Below are 14,649 nucleotides of genomic sequence, written 5' to 3' on the forward strand. Positions count from 1 at the left end.
TTACAGTGCTTTATATTCCGTTAATAATTGGCGCATCGGCTTGAAGGTCGACTTGATTTTCTGACCTTGCTTCACCAATTGGATACCCTCAATTAGCACGGTGTCTTTCGCTGAAAATCCACTTTTAACCAAGTAAAAATGCGGGATGCGTAAGTCTGGGACGATACTTTTCATCTTGACAATACCTCCAGCATCCTTGACAAACACGTAACTTTTCTCTTGAATTTCGAAAACTGACTTTTGGGGAATGGCCCAATAGCCGGATACCTTCTTCGGTAATTGCACCTTTCCAGATGCTCCATGGCGAAGTAGTTTATTCGGATTAGAGAAACGCGCACGGAAAGCAATATTTCCGGTGTTTTTATCAAATTCTCCATCGATTGTTTCGACTAGGCCCTGTTGGGGATAGCTTTCTCCATTCGCTAAAACTAGACTAACCGTGGCTGATTTGTTTACCCCTCCTTGATCACTGAAGGCTAAGTATTCTTGTTCTGATACATTGAAATAGGCGAATACGTTTTGGTTGTCGGACAAAGTGGTCAACAACGTTCCTTCATCCACTAAACTCCCCCTTTTAAAGGGCAGGCGGTCTACGATTCCATCAAATGGCGCACGAATATTCGAATGCTCCACTTTCAATTCCGCGGCACGCACATGGGCTAATGCCTCCTCGCGTTTCGCTTTTAAACCATCTACTTTCGCGAGTGAGATGGCTAATTGGTTTTTGGAAATGACATTTTTGTCCACTAATAAACGTGTATTCACTAAGGTCAATTCCTCCGCTTTTAATTCGGCAGATGCTTGACTCAACACCGCTTTTGCGCGCGCTAAATCAGCCACATACTCCTGGCTATTGATGGTGAACATCACTTGCCCTTTCTTCACTTGCTTGCCCTCGTCTACCAAAATTCGATCTAAATACCCTTTAACTCGAGCACGAATTTCTACATTTTGAACGGCATGAATATCGGCTACAAACTCCTGCTGGATCGTTGTATCGACGGATATAGGGGATGATACTTCTAGCGTTTGCGTTTCTACAGCGTCTTCTTTTTTAGCTGTGCAAGCACTCAGAATTAACAATCCCAATAGGAATTTTTTCATATCTACTTAGTTAGGCCTTCCTCCATGTTGCTTATAGGAAGGCGGTTGGTTTTTCTTTTTCACCGTATCTGCCCATTCCACATTGGATGATTTAGGCTGGTATTTGGGTGTTTGTGTTGAAGGTTTAATTTCTTTTTCTTCAACAGGTCGTTGCAAATTAATTTTTTCGGTCAAAGTCCGGTTTATCTGATTTTTATAGTTTTTTCCTTGGCTGAAGCCAACAAAAACAGTGCAGATAAACATAGACGTCAATACGCATGTTTTCATAACGAAATAATTTACCTGTGCGCAATGCACAGATCACAAGAAGATTTAATGATTTTGTTTCAATAAAGCAGGCTCGAAATTAGGCCAGCCGGGGAGGGGGACTCACTTGCTCGAGGAGCACGTTTAATTCAGACTCATTTCGCTCTGGAAAAGAAGTCTTTTTTAGGTTAGGTATTTGCAATTGAAGATTTACGTTGATTGAGGCTGCGTGATCCAACCAATCTTCCGGTGCTCCTTCTTCCTCTAGGGTATCTTCACAGGCAGGGTCAGCCAAGACAGAAATATCTACCGTTTGCTTTAAAACATCAAATGCATAGTAAAGTCCATCTTTAGTTAAAAGACAACAAAACAACATGAAATAAAGCAAAATGCGACGCATCCTATTCATCTTTAATTTCCTCGTAGGGAACATAATCGCCTCCCACATCATCCGTTTTAGGTTTCGATTTAGGCGGAACAAAATCCACGTCAATCGTCCCTTCTTTACGTGCCTTCGAAGCTTGCTTCGAGCGAATATCCTGCTCTGACATCTTTTTGTGCACTTGCGTGATTACATAGCCCTTCATCAAAAAACGAAGTAGCGGTATAACCACATAAATCATAACCAAGATGATCGCAATCAGTTTTAACATCTTATCTACTTAGATATAAGTTTCTTTCACCATACACTTTGCGGAAGAAATCGTCTTTCAAATCATCAATGAAATAGATTGCTTCACCCGTTGACTTCATTTCCGGCCCTAATTCCATATTTACGTTCGGGAATTTAGAGAAAGAGAATACCGGGATTTTGATGGCAAATCCTTTCTTCACCGGCTTGAAATCGAAATCCTTCACCTTCTTGTCCCCTAACATTACTTTCGTTGCATAGTTCACGTAAGGCTCTTGGTAAGCCTTGCAAATGAATGGAACGGTACGAGAGGCACGTGGATTCGCTTCGATAATGTACACCACTTCGTCTTTAACGGCGAACTGGATGTTTAATAGACCTTTGGTCTTCAAAGCTACTGCAATTTTACGCGTGTGATCTTCGATTTGCTTCATCACATGCTCCGATAAATCGAATGGAGGCAAGACCGAGTGAGAGTCACCTGAGTGAATACCCGCTGGCTCGATGTGCTCCATCATTCCGATGATGTACACGTCTTCGCCATCGCAGATCGCATCTGCCTCCGCCTCGATCGCATTCTCTAAGAAGTGATCTAATAAAATTTTATTACCTGGGATATCGCGCAAGATATCCACTACGTGTTGCTCTAATTCTTGTTCGTTGATCACGATTTTCATCGACTGACCACCTAATACATACGATGGACGAACTAATAATGGATAACCTAATTCGCGACCTAACACCACCGCATTATCTGCATCTTCACACACCCCAAATTTAGGGTATGGAATGTTTAAATCTTTCAACAAGCTAGAGAATGCCCCGCGGTCTTCCGCTAAATCCAAGGCTTCGAACGAAGTTCCTAAGATTTTAATACCGTATTTCGAAAGCTTCTCAGCTAATTTCAAGGCTGTTTGGCCTCCTAATTGAACGATAACTCCCTCCGGTTTCTCGTGCTGGATGATATCGTACACGTGCTCCCAGAATACCGGTTCGAAGTATAATTTATCTGCGATGTCAAAGTCTGTCGAAACCGTCTCTGGATTCGAGTTGATCATAATCGTCTCGTAACCCGCTTCCTTCGCGGCTAATACGCCGTGCACACACGAGTAGTCAAACTCAATCCCTTGACCGATACGATTAGGACCTGAACCTAAAACGACTACCTTTTTACGTCCTGAGGACACGGATTCGTTATCTAAAACCGCCGATGCTCCTTCTTGACCAAATGTCGAGTAGTAATACGGTGTCTTCGCTTCAAATTCTGCCGCACAGGTATCTACGCATTTGTAAATACGCTTGATGCCTACCGCATTACGCTTGTCGTATACCTCTGATTCTAGGCAACGCAAGGTGTGGGCGATTTGGCGATCTGCGAAACCTTTGTGCTTCGCTTCTTCTAATAAAATCGTCGGGATAGTGTGGATCGAGTATTTCTCCATCTCTTTTTCCACACGCACTAGATCTTCGATTTGGTTCAAGAACCATTTGTTGATCTTCGTTAATTGCTGTATCGTTTTGAACGAAATGCCCATTTTGAAGGCATCGTAGATATGGAATAAACGGTTCCAAGATGGGTTCGCCAGAGAATATAAAATCGCATCTTGATCGCGTAATTCTTTTCCATCTGCACCCATTCCGTTACGCTTGATCTCGAGAGACTGACACGCTTTTTGCAAGGCTTCTTGGAAATTACGACCGATACCCATCGTTTCACCTACGGATTTCATTTGCAACCCTAATGTACGATCTGCACCTTTGAATTTGTCAAAATTCCAACGTGGCACTTTCACGATCACGTAATCTAAAGCCGGCTCGAAGTAAGCAGACGTCGTCCCCGTAATCGCATTCGTTAATTCATCTAAATTATAACCGATCGCCATTTTCGCAGCGATCTTCGCAATCGGATATCCGGTTGCTTTAGAGGCCAAAGCCGAAGAGCGAGACACCCGTGGGTTAATCTCGATCGCGATAATTTCATCTGTTTCCGGATTCAACGAGAACTGCACATTACATCCCCCTGCAAATTGACCGATGGCGTTCATCATCTTGATGGCCATATCGCGCATACGTTGGTAGATCGTGTCTGGAAGTGTCATCGCAGGCGCCACCGTGATGGAATCACCCGTGTGGATACCCATCGGATCGAAGTTTTCGATCGAACAGATAATGATTACGTTGCCTAAATTATCGCGCAAAAGTTCTAATTCATATTCTTGCCAGCCCATGATGGATTGCTCCACTAACACCTCGTGTGTAGGTGATGCGTGCAAACCTTTGTTCAAGGCAGCATCAAAATCTTTAGGATCGTGCACGAAACCGCCACCCGTTCCACCTAAAGTAAACGATGGACGAATCACTAAAGGGAAACCAGTCTCTTGTGCAATCTCTTTTCCTTCCAGGAACGAACGAGCCGTACGTCCTTTACAAACGCCTACTCCGATTTCGATCATCTTCAAACGGAATTTCTCGCGATCTTCTGTCGTCTCGATGGCTTTAATATCTACACCGATGATTCGAACTCCATATTTTTCCCAAATCCCAGCCGCATCACAGTCAATCGCCAAGTTCAAGGCTGTTTGACCTCCCATGGTAGGCAAAACAGCATCTATTTTATGCTTTTCTAAAATGTGAATGATCGACGCTTTCTCTAAGGGCTTCAAATACACGTGATCCGCGTTCATCGGATCGGTCATAATCGTCGCAGGATTGGAGTTAATCAAGATCACCTCGATGCCTTCTTCTCTCAGGGAACGAGCGGCTTGGGAACCAGAGTAGTCGAATTCACAAGCTTGACCTATCACAATAGGACCAGAACCAATAATGAGGACGGATTTAATCGAGGAATCTTTAGGCACAGGGGGTATAAATTAAAAGCTGAATGTATAGGTATTTTTGGATGCTTTTGGTTAAGCTCCAAAATTGTGCAAAGTTAGCGTTTTAGGGTCGATTTGCAAAATAAAAAAGAGACTTTTGTGTAGGTGAGGCAGAACCCAAAATTTCCCTTATTTTTGACAACAAATTGTAGAAATCGTGATAAAAATACTCGTAGCTTTTGATGAAAACCGGGTCATTGGAAAAAACAATGAACTGATTTGGCATTTGCCTGCGGATCTGAAAAGATTCAAGGCTTTAACCACGGGTCACGTGATCATCATGGGGCGTAAAACCTACGATTCCATTGGAAAGCCACTTCCTAATCGTACGACGATTGTTATTTCGCGTACATCCGGCTTACAAATTGAAGGCGTCATCTGCACGACTTCCATCGAAGAGGCCATTTTAAAGGCAAAATCGCTCAGCCGCGAAGATATTTTCATCGTGGGTGGAGCTGAAATTTATGCCCTATCTCTAGCGGTGGCAGATCAAATTTTAGTCACTCAACTACACGACATTTTCGAGGGGGATGCATTTTTCCCAGAAATTTCAGCGGATCAATGGAGCGTAACGGAAAAAGAACACGGAGTGACGGATGAAAAAAACACCTACCAATACAGCTATTTGACCTACAGCAGAAAATGATACATAAAATCGACTTGAGCGCGGAGGCGATTTCAATCGACCACTACTACCAATTCCTACAGGATCCGGTTGCAGGTGGCATATGTCTGTTTATTGGGACCATCAGAAATAAAAATCAAGGAAAAGACGTCAAAGCATTGACGATGGAGGCCTACCCTCCCATGGCCTTGAAGCAAATCGAATTATTGTGTGATCAAGCGGCCGAAAAATGGCCCATCGAGCGTATCGTATTAGTTCATAGAACGGGTCCTTTGGAAATCGGAGACATTGCTGTATTGATTGGAGTAACCTCCGTACACCGTGCAGAAGCATTCAAAGCCTGCGAATGGTTGATTGATACCCTTAAACAGGAAGTGCCTATTTGGAAAAATGAATTCTATGAGGACGGCTCATCGTGGCTAGTTCCCCATCCCTGAAACCATCAGACTGCAGCCACGCATTTCGGAATTATCGAAGCGGCCTAGCACTTTAAATCGGATCCCATCGTCTTCTAAGGAGCCTAAATCTCTCGTTTCGATGAAGGAACAGGAATCGATGTTGCCCAAATCCACGACTTTAATCCCTCCCGTTTTATGCGGCTGAGTTACTAAGGCAAACGGATCGCCCACCTCCCGCAAACAAACCCGCATCGTATAAGCAGGAGAAAAAATACCCTGAGATTTGGCATAGCCCTGCGAAAACAACTCGGTCATCCCATATTCAGAAGCGATCGAATCCAGTCCCATCTTCTCTTGTAAATAGGCGTGCACCTTATCGCGAATCCACTCCTCGCGGCGACCTTTCATTCCTCCCGTCTCCATCACGATCAAGCGATCCTTGTGCTCTTGTAAAAAAGATAAATCAATACCGGAATCCACTAAATCTAACAAACCAAAGGTCACTCCCATCAACCAGACTTTTTTATCCGTCGCCAAGGCCTCCCGCAAAGCTTGCACTAGTTCCTCATACTGATTCAAGTAAAAACCAGACAAATCTGACCCGGATGCCTTAATGAAATGATCCATCATGAAGACCAGCGAAGAAGTAGAGCGCTCTAAATACGAAGGCAACAAGGCAAAAATATGGTAATCGCTGAGTGAGCCATACTCCCGCTCAAAGGCGATTTTCGAAATTTCTTGGTAAAATCCGGGATCGCAAACGGGGTGTTTGGAGGGGATTTGACCTGTTGTTCCTGAGCTTTCGAAAGAAAATAAAACAGGCTGCGAACCACTTAACACCTGGTGATTTTTAAATAATTCAATCGGTAAAAAAGGGATCTGTGTCCAGTGTGTCACCTCTTCTGGTGAAACACCTGACATTTGCATATACTGCTGATAAAGTGGATTATAAGCAGCCTGAAAACGAAACACGTCCAAAGCAAGCGCGTCAAAATCAGCTGCCTGCATGTGCAAGACCCGCCTTTTTAAACTCTCTCTTTCCTGTGCGATCTTTTGATCCATTTGATTTTACCTGATGTAGCGCAAAATTAACGCAAATCATTAACTTTACTGTCGAAATTCGAATGAATCAATGCGAAAATTAGCCGGAGTTGTAGTGATTATTTTAGTGAGTCTGGGAGCTTGTATACAAGAACCTAGCTTTAGCTCTACGCCTGCAATTTCATTTAAGTCCATTCAGAAGATTACAAAAACGAGTAATGATGGTTTTGGCGGAACCACAAAAATCGACTCGGTCATCATGAGTATTAATTTTCAAGATGCTGAAGGTGATTTAGGATTAACAGAATCTCAACTAAAATCCGACGTTAAATACAAGGATTTTCGCAATTTCGAAGTAGCGGTTCTACTACAGAAGAATGGAGTCTTTATTCCCATCACATTTACTCCTGCACTAGGTGGTTTGATGAATTTCAACTTTAAGCCGAATCAAAAATCGGGACCTATTGAAGGCAGCATAGACTATTCTACACAATTTGTCTATGCCTTTTATAAGGGTTATAGCCCACAGTTTACAGCGAAGAACGATACCTTGAAGTTCAAAATTTTCATCAGAGATAACGCATTCAATCAAAGTAACACGATTGAAACAGACCCGATCATCATCTTTAAGGATTAGAGACTTTTAAGTTTTTTGTAGATTTCTGACTGCAAACGGTACGTAAACATCCGTTGATCCCGTTCATCTAATTGAATGTCTAAAATTTCCTGATCAGAAAAAATCAAACCTAGGGTTTTGGTAAAGTTCTCAATTAATTTAGCTCTGAACTGTCTTTGAGATTCAGGAGAACTTTTGTGCTTTCCAAAAAAAGCAATGATTTGATGTCCATTCACAAATCCTTGATCGTAATTCAGGATCAAAAAATCTAAAAATAACCGCTCATTTGCTCCCAGCATTAATCGAATCGACTTATTTAGCTTGTTCAGTTGGTATCGATTGTAAACAATGAAAATAAAAATAAGTACCAAGACTCCTATAGTGATTCCACCCAAAATCGAAAACTTTTCAACCCAGGTCCCTTCATCCAATGTACCAATGTATTCCGATTCATTTAATAAAGTTTGCACGGAAGCTACCGTATATCCAGGCTCATCTAGGGAAGCTTTTACTAAATTATTCGACCAAATAAGGGAATCTCCACTCACATGCATATAAGATTCTGATTCATCCCCCTGTTGCGCATTTAGGTAAATACGGTGAGGATTTTTCCATTGGTAGACCTTGTAATTATCTTCTACATCAATGAAAAACATGGTATCATAGGCAAATTCATTGTTCGGTTTATCAGAGATAATGAAATACCGGCCATTAAATACGAAGGGTTTGGTTTCCTTGGAGTCAAGAAAATTCAAAACCATTGGTAACTTAATTTCTCCGGTTCGAGTGAATTTTTGGTTAAAAAAATCATATTCATAAATGCCATAATCACGATTAAAAGCGGTCTTCTTTTCTGTATCGTTCATATTTACAGTACTCAAAAGAACAAATCGATCTTTTTTTGATGAATACCCTGCCATTCCATCGAATATTGACTCAGGCACCTCTCCTTCCGCGGCAATACTTAACCATTCTTTGGCAATGAAATCATATTTAGTAATGATATTCGTTGATCTCCAAAAGCCGTAGCCACCAAAGGAATACATATCCTCTCCCCGAATAAACACACTACTCTTACAATTAGCTCCGCGAAAAAAGGTCTGATCTATACGCTTTAAGGTCCAATTAGATTTATCTAACAGATATACTTGTCCAGTACAATGAATCGTTAAATAGTAGGTAGAAGTTTGATTAATCCGGAATTCATGAATACCCTCAGCAGTAGGAAGAATTTCACGAAAATCCGCATTTTCTGACTTAACGGTATCTAATTTCACCCAACCTGTGGCCTGATTAAACCGATCAATTTCACGCGTAATAAGGTTTAAGCGCAAATAATTTACAGAATGATCCTCCTGCCATTTAATATACTGTCCAAGCCCATGGTAAGCGATTTGGATAAACAAGAAGAGAAACAGACTCGCTTTTTTTAACATGGAATTGTGGTTGCGTCCCCAAAAATAACTAATTTTGTAAATTAACAAGGTTATTTAGCATTCAACGCATGACATTACACAGAGAAGGACGGACCCTATTATTCACTTCATTACTCATCGTATTAGGTATTAATGGCCTGGTTGCTTATTACTTCCCTGAAAATGTTTACTTAAGAGAGGCTATCGTTGTCATCACCTCCTTATTTTACCTGATTATCCTACAATTTTTCCGTGTTCCTAAGCGTCACACCGAGCTGAATCCTAAACATATCATCGCTCCAGCAGATGGCAAAGTAGTCGTGATCGAAGAAACAGTCGAAACAGAATATTTCAAAGGTCCACGCCGCCAGGTTTCGATCTTTATGTCACCCATCAATGTGCACATAAATTTCAATCCGATCTCTGGAATTGTATCTTATTTCAAATACCATCCAGGCAAGTTCTTAGTCGCTTGGCATCCTAAATCGAGTACCGAAAACGAGCGTACAACCTACGTTGTAAAGCATGAAAATGGAACGGAAGTTCTATTCCGTCAGATCGCGGGTGCATTAGCGAAACGTATTTGTTGGTATGCGAAAGAAGGGGATTCGGTCGTGCAAGGGACGGAATTTGGCTTTATCAAATTCGGTAGCCGTATCGATATCTACTTGCCTTTAGACGCAGAAATCTGTGTAAACATCGACGACAAACCGGTAGGTGGCGAAACGGTGATTGCAAAATTAGCCTAAGACCACGTAGTCCAAGACTCCTCGATTAATCCAATTATCTTTTCAAGACCTTGCTGATCCACTTCAGAAAAGTCTGCTAATTGATCTGAATCTAGATCAAAAACGAGTACGACTTCGCCATTCACGATCGCAGGTAAAACAATTTCTGATTTCGACGCTGAGGCGCAGGCAATATGCCCAGGAAATGCCTCCACATCTGGCACTAAAACCGTTTCTTTTGTGGTATACGCATGTCCACAAACTCCCTTATGGAATGGAATTCGGGTGCAAGCCACTGGACCTTGGAATGGCCCGAGTACTAATTGATTCTCTTTCGTTAAGTAGAAACCCACCCAGAAAAAGCCAAACACCTCGTGCACCGCTGCTGCGATATTGGCTAAATTCGCATATTTGTCAGTTTCGCCTGCTAGGAGCGATTGAATTTGGGGAAACAGGGCTGCGTATTTTTCTGCGCGGGTTCCGTCTATTTTTACTAAATCCTCTGCCATATTATGCGAAATAACGTTGTAACCAAGTGGTATTTGCGGCTTGCAACCAGCCTGCGCGGTAAGTGCCTAAGGATTCCGTTTGGAGTGGAATAATCTGAGCGGTTGGAGCTAATAAGGGATTATTTTTTAATGCTGTCAGAGGGATCAATGTAAGTTCTTCGCCCTCCACCACTGCAGTGCTGCGATCGAAGAAATCGATTCCTAGATTTGCTCCCATCTCCTTAAACCATCGCGTAGACGCATCGATGGAACAGCCGGAGGCCGCATTCACGGTTTCGTCCACTGCGATGACGATCACTTGTTGAAAGCGAATCTCAAAAGACGCATTCAATCCAGCTCCGTGCGCCGCCCATTGGGTTAAGGCTGGGGCTAGGTATTGTTGAATCGCTTGGATTTCCGAGACAGTAAATTTACGGTTCGCCTGGTAGACCCATACGCGGGAATCATCGGGCATTTCTTCGATGGGTAAATACATAATATTACATGGATTGCTGCACTAACTCAGCTAAATCTACTACTTGGATGTGTTTTTCTTTGCCTACTTTATTCAAGCCGTCTTGGACCATAACCATGCAGAATGGGCACGCTAAGGCCACTTTGCTCACTCCGGAATCGACCATTTCTTGAACTCTTTTCACCTGCACGTCTTCTCCGCCCGTTTCCGGTTCTTTGAATACTTGTGCGCCGCCCGCTCCACAGCAAAGACCCTTTGTTCTACAGCTTTTCAGCTCGACTAAATCCTTTTTTAATCCTGAAATGATCTCCCGAGGTGCTTCATAAATCCCATTTGCCCTTCCTAAATAGCAGGAATCATGGTAGGCCACTTGTTCTAAAGACGAGCCATCGGAGGCCTTCACTTTGCCTGAGTTGATTAATTCTGCCAAAAGCTGGCTGTGGTGGATCACCTCATAATTTCCACCTAAGGTAGGGTATTCATTCTTTAACGTATTAAAACAATGCGGGCATGCCGTCACTATTTTCTTCACTGCATAGAGGTTTAATACCTCGATGTTAGACATGGCCTGCATTTGGAATAAAAACTCATTCCCTGCGCGACGAGCTGGATCCCCAGTACACGATTCTTCTGTCCCTAAAACGGCGAAACTGATACCTACCTTTTGCAAAATCTCTGCAAAAGCTCTCGTCACTTTCTTATGGCGGTCATCAAAAGAACCCGCGCATCCTACCCAAAAAAGAAATTCCGGCTGCTCCCCCGCTGCGGCGAACTCAGCCATCGTTTTTATCGTCTCCATTATTTCTTCTGTTGCTCGCGCATTTGGGTCACCGTTAATCGACTTCCATCTTCACTCCAGCCTGGAGGCCCGAAAACATACCCTAAAACACCTTTCATGCTTTTGGCATTGGCCACATCTTTAATCATCTGTACCCATTCATAAAAGGCAATTTTTGCTGGATTATAACTCTCAATCTGTTTCGTCAATCCATAAGAAGGCCGCTGATTTTCTGTAACAAAGGAGCCGAACATCCGATCCCAAATAATCAACACCCCCGCGTAATTCGTATCTAGATAATCTAAATCAGTCCCGTGGTGCACGCGGTGGTGCGACGGCGTATTCAAGATGTATTCAAACCAACGCGGCATCTTGTTAATCAATTCCGTGTGAATCCAGTATTGGTACAGTAGACTGGTTTGTTGGAAGAACATCACGATAAATGGATGCACACCTATCAAAGGCAACCAAAGCCAAAAGACAAAACCCCCTGATAGATTTCCCGTCCACGTTTGACGCAAGGCCGCCGCTAAATTATACTTAGGGGACGAATGATGTACCATGTGAGAGGCCCAGTAAAAACGAATCACATGTGAGATGCGGTGCACCCAATAATAGGTTAAATCCTCTCCGAAGAAAGCCAATACCCACACAGGCCAGGTTTGGCCTAAATCAAACAATTTCCAGTTATTGTAGACATAAAATGAGGCTCCAAAAGTAATCGCCTTCGTCACAAATCCGATCCCTAAATTACCTAAACCTAAACCAATTGAAGTCATCGAATCCTTCGCCTCCACGTAATCACGGTGCGTTTTATATAGGATATATGACTCAAGTAGGACCGTGAAAAGGAAAAATGGAACAGCGTATAAAATTAAAGTAGGACCCATCTTAGTTTAGTTTAACCACATCGCGTAAGAAAGCCTCTGACGATGCAATTGGTTTATCCGTTAATTTACCCAGCAGGTTCGACGTTATTACGTGATTCCCTGAATTAGGAAATGCCTCTGACTTTTTTAAACCCGCTGGCGTACCTAATTGTTCAAACATCACTTTCATCGCATCTACCGAAACCACGTTGTCTTGGTGCTCCTCGTCTTTGTAATAATAGCCCATGAAAACGGGGATTTTTACTTTTTCAAAGACTTCTTTCGTCATCGCATGCGTCAACAAATTTTGAACGGCCACCACGCCCTCCAGTCTATAATGCAAACTCCAATTCTCCGCGTGACCTGGCGCCATCACCGGAATATCCCGGTAATCACTACCCGTTATCAGATGGGCCATTTGCAATCCCCACGGATTATCTAATAAAGTCGCATTCGGGTCTTTAATCGCGATGCAAGGACCGTAGAGCATCAAAGCCTTTATTTCTGGATGGTTAGCCACTAAAACGAGCGACATCGCACCACCGAAAGACGTACCTAAAACAACTACCTCATCACCTAATTTCTTCGCGATCGCATAGTAGTTTTCGACACTTTGGTAATAGTCATCCGCCGTCACCGTGGCATAGGTTGAGTCCGAATCTGGCACCCCATGACCCGCCACACGAGCAAGCAATAAGTTCGCACCGAATTTCTTCGCCACCTCGCGGTGCAAAGGATCACCTTCCATAGGTGATGCAGAAAATCCATGCACGTACATTAATACGATCTTAGTCTTTTTAGGCTGAGTTGAATCTGCCCAAATAACACGCGCCTCATTCCCTGGCTTCAACACCGTCTTCGATTCTTTAAATGCGATGTAGGCATCGATTTGACTAACTGAATCCGGGATATCCGTCCAACTCGCACTAGGCGTAAGCACCGGAGCCTCCGGTTTAGGACCTACGAAATAGGCGCCTATTAATAAAATTAAAACAACCAGTATTTTCTTCATAGCTTATTCTTTTGCCCAATTCAAACGATCGGCAGGGTTAAATTTCCACGGACTTTGGTTCGTCTCCACATTCGCAAACATGGCATTCCAGGCACCCGGCGCATCCGAAAGCTCCATGATCTGGAAGCGACGCATCTCTAAGATGATACTCAGCGGAGAAAGCTCCATCGGACATGCTTCCACGCAAGCCTGACAAGACGTACAGGCGCGTAACTCTTCGGCAGAAATTCTGTCGAATAATGATTTCCCATCGTCCACAAAAGCCCCTTTATTTGCCTTCAAAATACCACCCACTTCCTCTAATCGATCCCGGGTATCCATCATAATTTTACGTGGTGACAAGGCGCGACCGGTTTGATTCGCCGGGCATTGCTCTGTGCAACGGCCACATTCCGTACAAGAATACGCATCTAAGGCGTTCTTCCAGGTTAAGTCCATTACATCTTTAGCACCAAACTTCGCGTTCGTTATTGGCTGCTCTTCTACTGGTTGACCCAGCATCAATTTGACCTCATGCGTTACCGCTGGCATCGCAGACATCTTCGCAGACGATTCTAGACTAGAGAAATACGCCGATGGAAAAGCAAAAAAGATGTGTAAGTGTTTTGAATAGGTAACGTATAAAGCAAAGGACAAAATTCCGATGATGTGAAACCACCAAGCGGCGCGCTCAAGCAAGATTAAAGCGGAAGTCGAAAGCTGCGCAAAAATGCCAACTAACTGACCAGAAATCACAAAAGATCCTACTGGCTGGTAATGTTCCACACCACGTGTTTGCAACACCGAGTCCGCTCCGTTCATCGTCCACAAGGCCAGCATTAAAACAACCTCAATCAGCAATATTTGATACGCATCCTTTACGGGAAAACCGGCTAACTCTTTATGATTAGCGGCTTGTAAACGACCGGTGCGAAATACCCCACGACGGAGAAAAAAGAACACACATGCCACAAAAACGCCACCCGCCAAGATCTCGAAAAAATTCATCAATCCAGGGTAGAGCGAAACTAAAAACGGTGCAAAAAGGCGATGCGTACCTAAAATGCCGTCTAAAATGATTTCGAGAATCTCGATATTAATCAGTACAAATCCGATGTAGAGCAGGAAGTGAAAAAAGCCGACGATCGGCTTGGAAAACATTTTCTTTTGACCGAAAGCCAAAAGTGCCATACGTTTAAAACGTTCAGACGGATGGTCCGATAATTCCACCGGACGAGCTAAACGAATCGTCTGTATGATAAGGGAAAATCGCTGAAAAATCAGGTAAGACATACCCCCTAGAAGGGCGATAAATAGTATCTGAGGCAAATAGTTCATCGTTGATGTAGAAAGTACATAAATGTAAAA

At 43.1% G+C, this 14,649-nt stretch carries 17 protein-coding genes; 4 read left to right on the plus strand and 13 right to left on the minus strand.

Annotated elements, in window-relative coordinates; translation table 11 throughout:
• The 5 genes from ACRZ9O_RS07240 to carB all read right to left on the minus strand — a co-directional run bounded on the left by ACRZ9O_RS07240 (window position 1) and on the right by carB (window position 4,839).
• Window positions 1-1,104, minus strand: coding sequence for an efflux RND transporter periplasmic adaptor subunit (locus ACRZ9O_RS07240; protein ID WP_459457787.1), 1,104 nt, complete (start codon window positions 1,102-1,104; stop codon window positions 1-3).
• Window positions 1,105-1,110: 6 nt separating this feature from the next.
• Window positions 1,111-1,371, minus strand: coding sequence for a hypothetical protein (locus ACRZ9O_RS07245; protein ID WP_459457789.1), 261 nt, complete (start codon window positions 1,369-1,371; stop codon window positions 1,111-1,113).
• Window positions 1,372-1,450: 79 nt separating this feature from the next.
• The gene (locus ACRZ9O_RS07250) at window positions 1,451-1,750 is read right to left on the minus strand and encodes a hypothetical protein (protein ID WP_459457791.1); all 300 of its coding nucleotides are present in this window, start codon (window positions 1,748-1,750) and stop codon (window positions 1,451-1,453) included.
• Between the two features lies 1 nt (window position 1,751).
• On the minus strand, window positions 1,752-2,003 hold the full coding sequence (locus ACRZ9O_RS07255; RefSeq protein WP_459457793.1) for a hypothetical protein: 252 nt from the start codon (window positions 2,001-2,003) through the stop codon (window positions 1,752-1,754).
• Between the two features lies 1 nt (window position 2,004).
• Window positions 2,005-4,839, minus strand: coding sequence for a carbamoyl-phosphate synthase large subunit (gene carB / locus ACRZ9O_RS07260; RefSeq protein WP_459457794.1), 2,835 nt, complete (start codon window positions 4,837-4,839; stop codon window positions 2,005-2,007).
• Between the two features lie 175 nt (window positions 4,840-5,014).
• Here carB and ACRZ9O_RS07265 point away from each other — a divergent pair, with 175 nt between their 5' ends.
• A complete protein-coding gene (locus tag ACRZ9O_RS07265) occupies window positions 5,015-5,503 on the plus strand; it encodes a dihydrofolate reductase (RefSeq protein WP_459457796.1) in 489 nt (162 codons plus the stop codon).
• On the plus strand, window positions 5,500-5,919 hold the full coding sequence (locus ACRZ9O_RS07270; protein WP_459457798.1) for a molybdenum cofactor biosynthesis protein MoaE: 420 nt from the start codon (window positions 5,500-5,502) through the stop codon (window positions 5,917-5,919). Before ACRZ9O_RS07265 ends, ACRZ9O_RS07270 begins: the two co-directional genes overlap by 4 nt.
• Here ACRZ9O_RS07270 and ACRZ9O_RS07275 read toward each other — a convergent pair.
• Complete coding sequence (locus tag ACRZ9O_RS07275; RefSeq protein ID WP_459457800.1) at window positions 5,902-6,942, minus strand: long-chain-fatty-acid--protein ligase; 1,041 nt, start codon at window positions 6,940-6,942, stop codon at window positions 5,902-5,904. The genes ACRZ9O_RS07270 and ACRZ9O_RS07275 overlap by 18 nt on opposite strands.
• A gap of 70 nt (window positions 6,943-7,012) precedes the next feature.
• Here ACRZ9O_RS07275 and ACRZ9O_RS07280 point away from each other — a divergent pair, with 70 nt between their 5' ends.
• On the plus strand, window positions 7,013-7,558 hold the full coding sequence (locus ACRZ9O_RS07280; RefSeq protein ID WP_459457802.1) for a hypothetical protein: 546 nt from the start codon (window positions 7,013-7,015) through the stop codon (window positions 7,556-7,558).
• Here ACRZ9O_RS07280 and ACRZ9O_RS07285 read toward each other — a convergent pair.
• Window positions 7,555-8,973, minus strand: a complete 1,419-nt coding sequence (locus ACRZ9O_RS07285; RefSeq protein ID WP_459457803.1) for a hypothetical protein — start codon at window positions 8,971-8,973, stop codon at window positions 7,555-7,557. The genes ACRZ9O_RS07280 and ACRZ9O_RS07285 overlap by 4 nt on opposite strands.
• Before the next feature lie 68 nt (window positions 8,974-9,041).
• On the opposite strand from ACRZ9O_RS07285, the gene ACRZ9O_RS07290 reads away from it, so the two are divergent.
• Window positions 9,042-9,701 carry a phosphatidylserine decarboxylase family protein gene (locus ACRZ9O_RS07290; protein ID WP_459457805.1) on the plus strand — a complete coding sequence of 220 codons (660 nt, stop codon included), beginning with the start codon at window positions 9,042-9,044 and terminating at the stop codon, window positions 9,699-9,701.
• On the opposite strand, the gene ACRZ9O_RS07295 is transcribed toward ACRZ9O_RS07290, so the two are convergent.
• The 6 genes from ACRZ9O_RS07295 to ACRZ9O_RS07320 are packed head-to-tail and all read right to left on the minus strand — an operon-like array spanning window position 9,698 to window position 14,574.
• Complete coding sequence (locus ACRZ9O_RS07295; protein WP_459457807.1) at window positions 9,698-10,189, minus strand: GAF domain-containing protein; 492 nt, start codon at window positions 10,187-10,189, stop codon at window positions 9,698-9,700. The genes ACRZ9O_RS07290 and ACRZ9O_RS07295 overlap by 4 nt on opposite strands.
• Window position 10,190: 1 nt before the next feature.
• Window positions 10,191-10,664: a hypothetical protein gene (locus ACRZ9O_RS07300; protein ID WP_459457809.1), complete on the minus strand. Its 474-nt coding sequence runs from the start codon at window positions 10,662-10,664 to the stop codon at window positions 10,191-10,193.
• A gap of 4 nt (window positions 10,665-10,668) precedes the next feature.
• Entirely contained in the window at window positions 10,669-11,442 is a 774-nt protein-coding gene (locus tag ACRZ9O_RS07305; protein ID WP_459457811.1) for a (Fe-S)-binding protein, read from the minus strand.
• Window positions 11,442-12,311, minus strand: coding sequence for a sterol desaturase family protein (locus tag ACRZ9O_RS07310; protein WP_459457813.1), 870 nt, complete (start codon window positions 12,309-12,311; stop codon window positions 11,442-11,444). Before ACRZ9O_RS07310 ends, ACRZ9O_RS07305 begins: the two co-directional genes overlap by 1 nt.
• 1 nt (window position 12,312) lies before the next feature.
• Window positions 12,313-13,302, minus strand: coding sequence for an alpha/beta hydrolase (locus ACRZ9O_RS07315; protein ID WP_459457815.1), 990 nt, complete (start codon window positions 13,300-13,302; stop codon window positions 12,313-12,315).
• Between the two features lie 3 nt (window positions 13,303-13,305).
• On the minus strand, window positions 13,306-14,574 hold the full coding sequence (locus ACRZ9O_RS07320) for a 4Fe-4S dicluster domain-containing protein (RefSeq protein ID WP_459457817.1): 1,269 nt from the start codon (window positions 14,572-14,574) through the stop codon (window positions 13,306-13,308).
• Between the last annotated feature and the right edge of the window lie 75 nt (window positions 14,575-14,649).

The sequence above is a fragment of the Aquirufa sp. HETE-40SA genome (genome assembly GCF_054558635.1).

Bases quoted from the DNA above. Each gene is read 5' to 3' on its own strand.
- ACRZ9O_RS07290 (WP_459457805.1), top strand. From the start codon at position 9,042: ATGACATTACACAGAGAAGGACGGACCCTATTATTCACTTCATTACTC.
- ACRZ9O_RS07295 (WP_459457807.1), bottom strand. From the start codon at position 10,189: ATGGCAGAGGATTTAGTAAAAATAGACGGAACCCGCGCAGAAAAATAC.
- ACRZ9O_RS07245 (WP_459457789.1), bottom strand. From the start codon at position 1,371: ATGAAAACATGCGTATTGACGTCTATGTTTATCTGCACTGTTTTTGTT.
- ACRZ9O_RS07300 (WP_459457809.1), bottom strand. From the start codon at position 10,664: ATGTATTTACCCATCGAAGAAATGCCCGATGATTCCCGCGTATGGGTC.
- ACRZ9O_RS07270 (WP_459457798.1), top strand. From the start codon at position 5,500: ATGATACATAAAATCGACTTGAGCGCGGAGGCGATTTCAATCGACCAC.
- ACRZ9O_RS07320 (WP_459457817.1), bottom strand. From the start codon at position 14,574: ATGTCTTACCTGATTTTTCAGCGATTTTCCCTTATCATACAGACGATT.
- ACRZ9O_RS07240 (WP_459457787.1), bottom strand. From the start codon at position 1,104: ATGAAAAAATTCCTATTGGGATTGTTAATTCTGAGTGCTTGCACAGCT.
- ACRZ9O_RS07315 (WP_459457815.1), bottom strand. From the start codon at position 13,302: ATGAAGAAAATACTGGTTGTTTTAATTTTATTAATAGGCGCCTATTTC.
- ACRZ9O_RS07250 (WP_459457791.1), bottom strand. From the start codon at position 1,750: ATGCGTCGCATTTTGCTTTATTTCATGTTGTTTTGTTGTCTTTTAACT.
- ACRZ9O_RS07310 (WP_459457813.1), bottom strand. From the start codon at position 12,311: ATGGGTCCTACTTTAATTTTATACGCTGTTCCATTTTTCCTTTTCACG.
- ACRZ9O_RS07305 (WP_459457811.1), bottom strand. From the start codon at position 11,442: ATGGAGACGATAAAAACGATGGCTGAGTTCGCCGCAGCGGGGGAGCAG.
- ACRZ9O_RS07255 (WP_459457793.1), bottom strand. From the start codon at position 2,003: ATGTTAAAACTGATTGCGATCATCTTGGTTATGATTTATGTGGTTATA.
- ACRZ9O_RS07280 (WP_459457802.1), top strand. From the start codon at position 7,013: ATGCGAAAATTAGCCGGAGTTGTAGTGATTATTTTAGTGAGTCTGGGA.
- ACRZ9O_RS07285 (WP_459457803.1), bottom strand. From the start codon at position 8,973: ATGTTAAAAAAAGCGAGTCTGTTTCTCTTCTTGTTTATCCAAATCGCT.
- ACRZ9O_RS07275 (WP_459457800.1), bottom strand. From the start codon at position 6,942: ATGGATCAAAAGATCGCACAGGAAAGAGAGAGTTTAAAAAGGCGGGTC.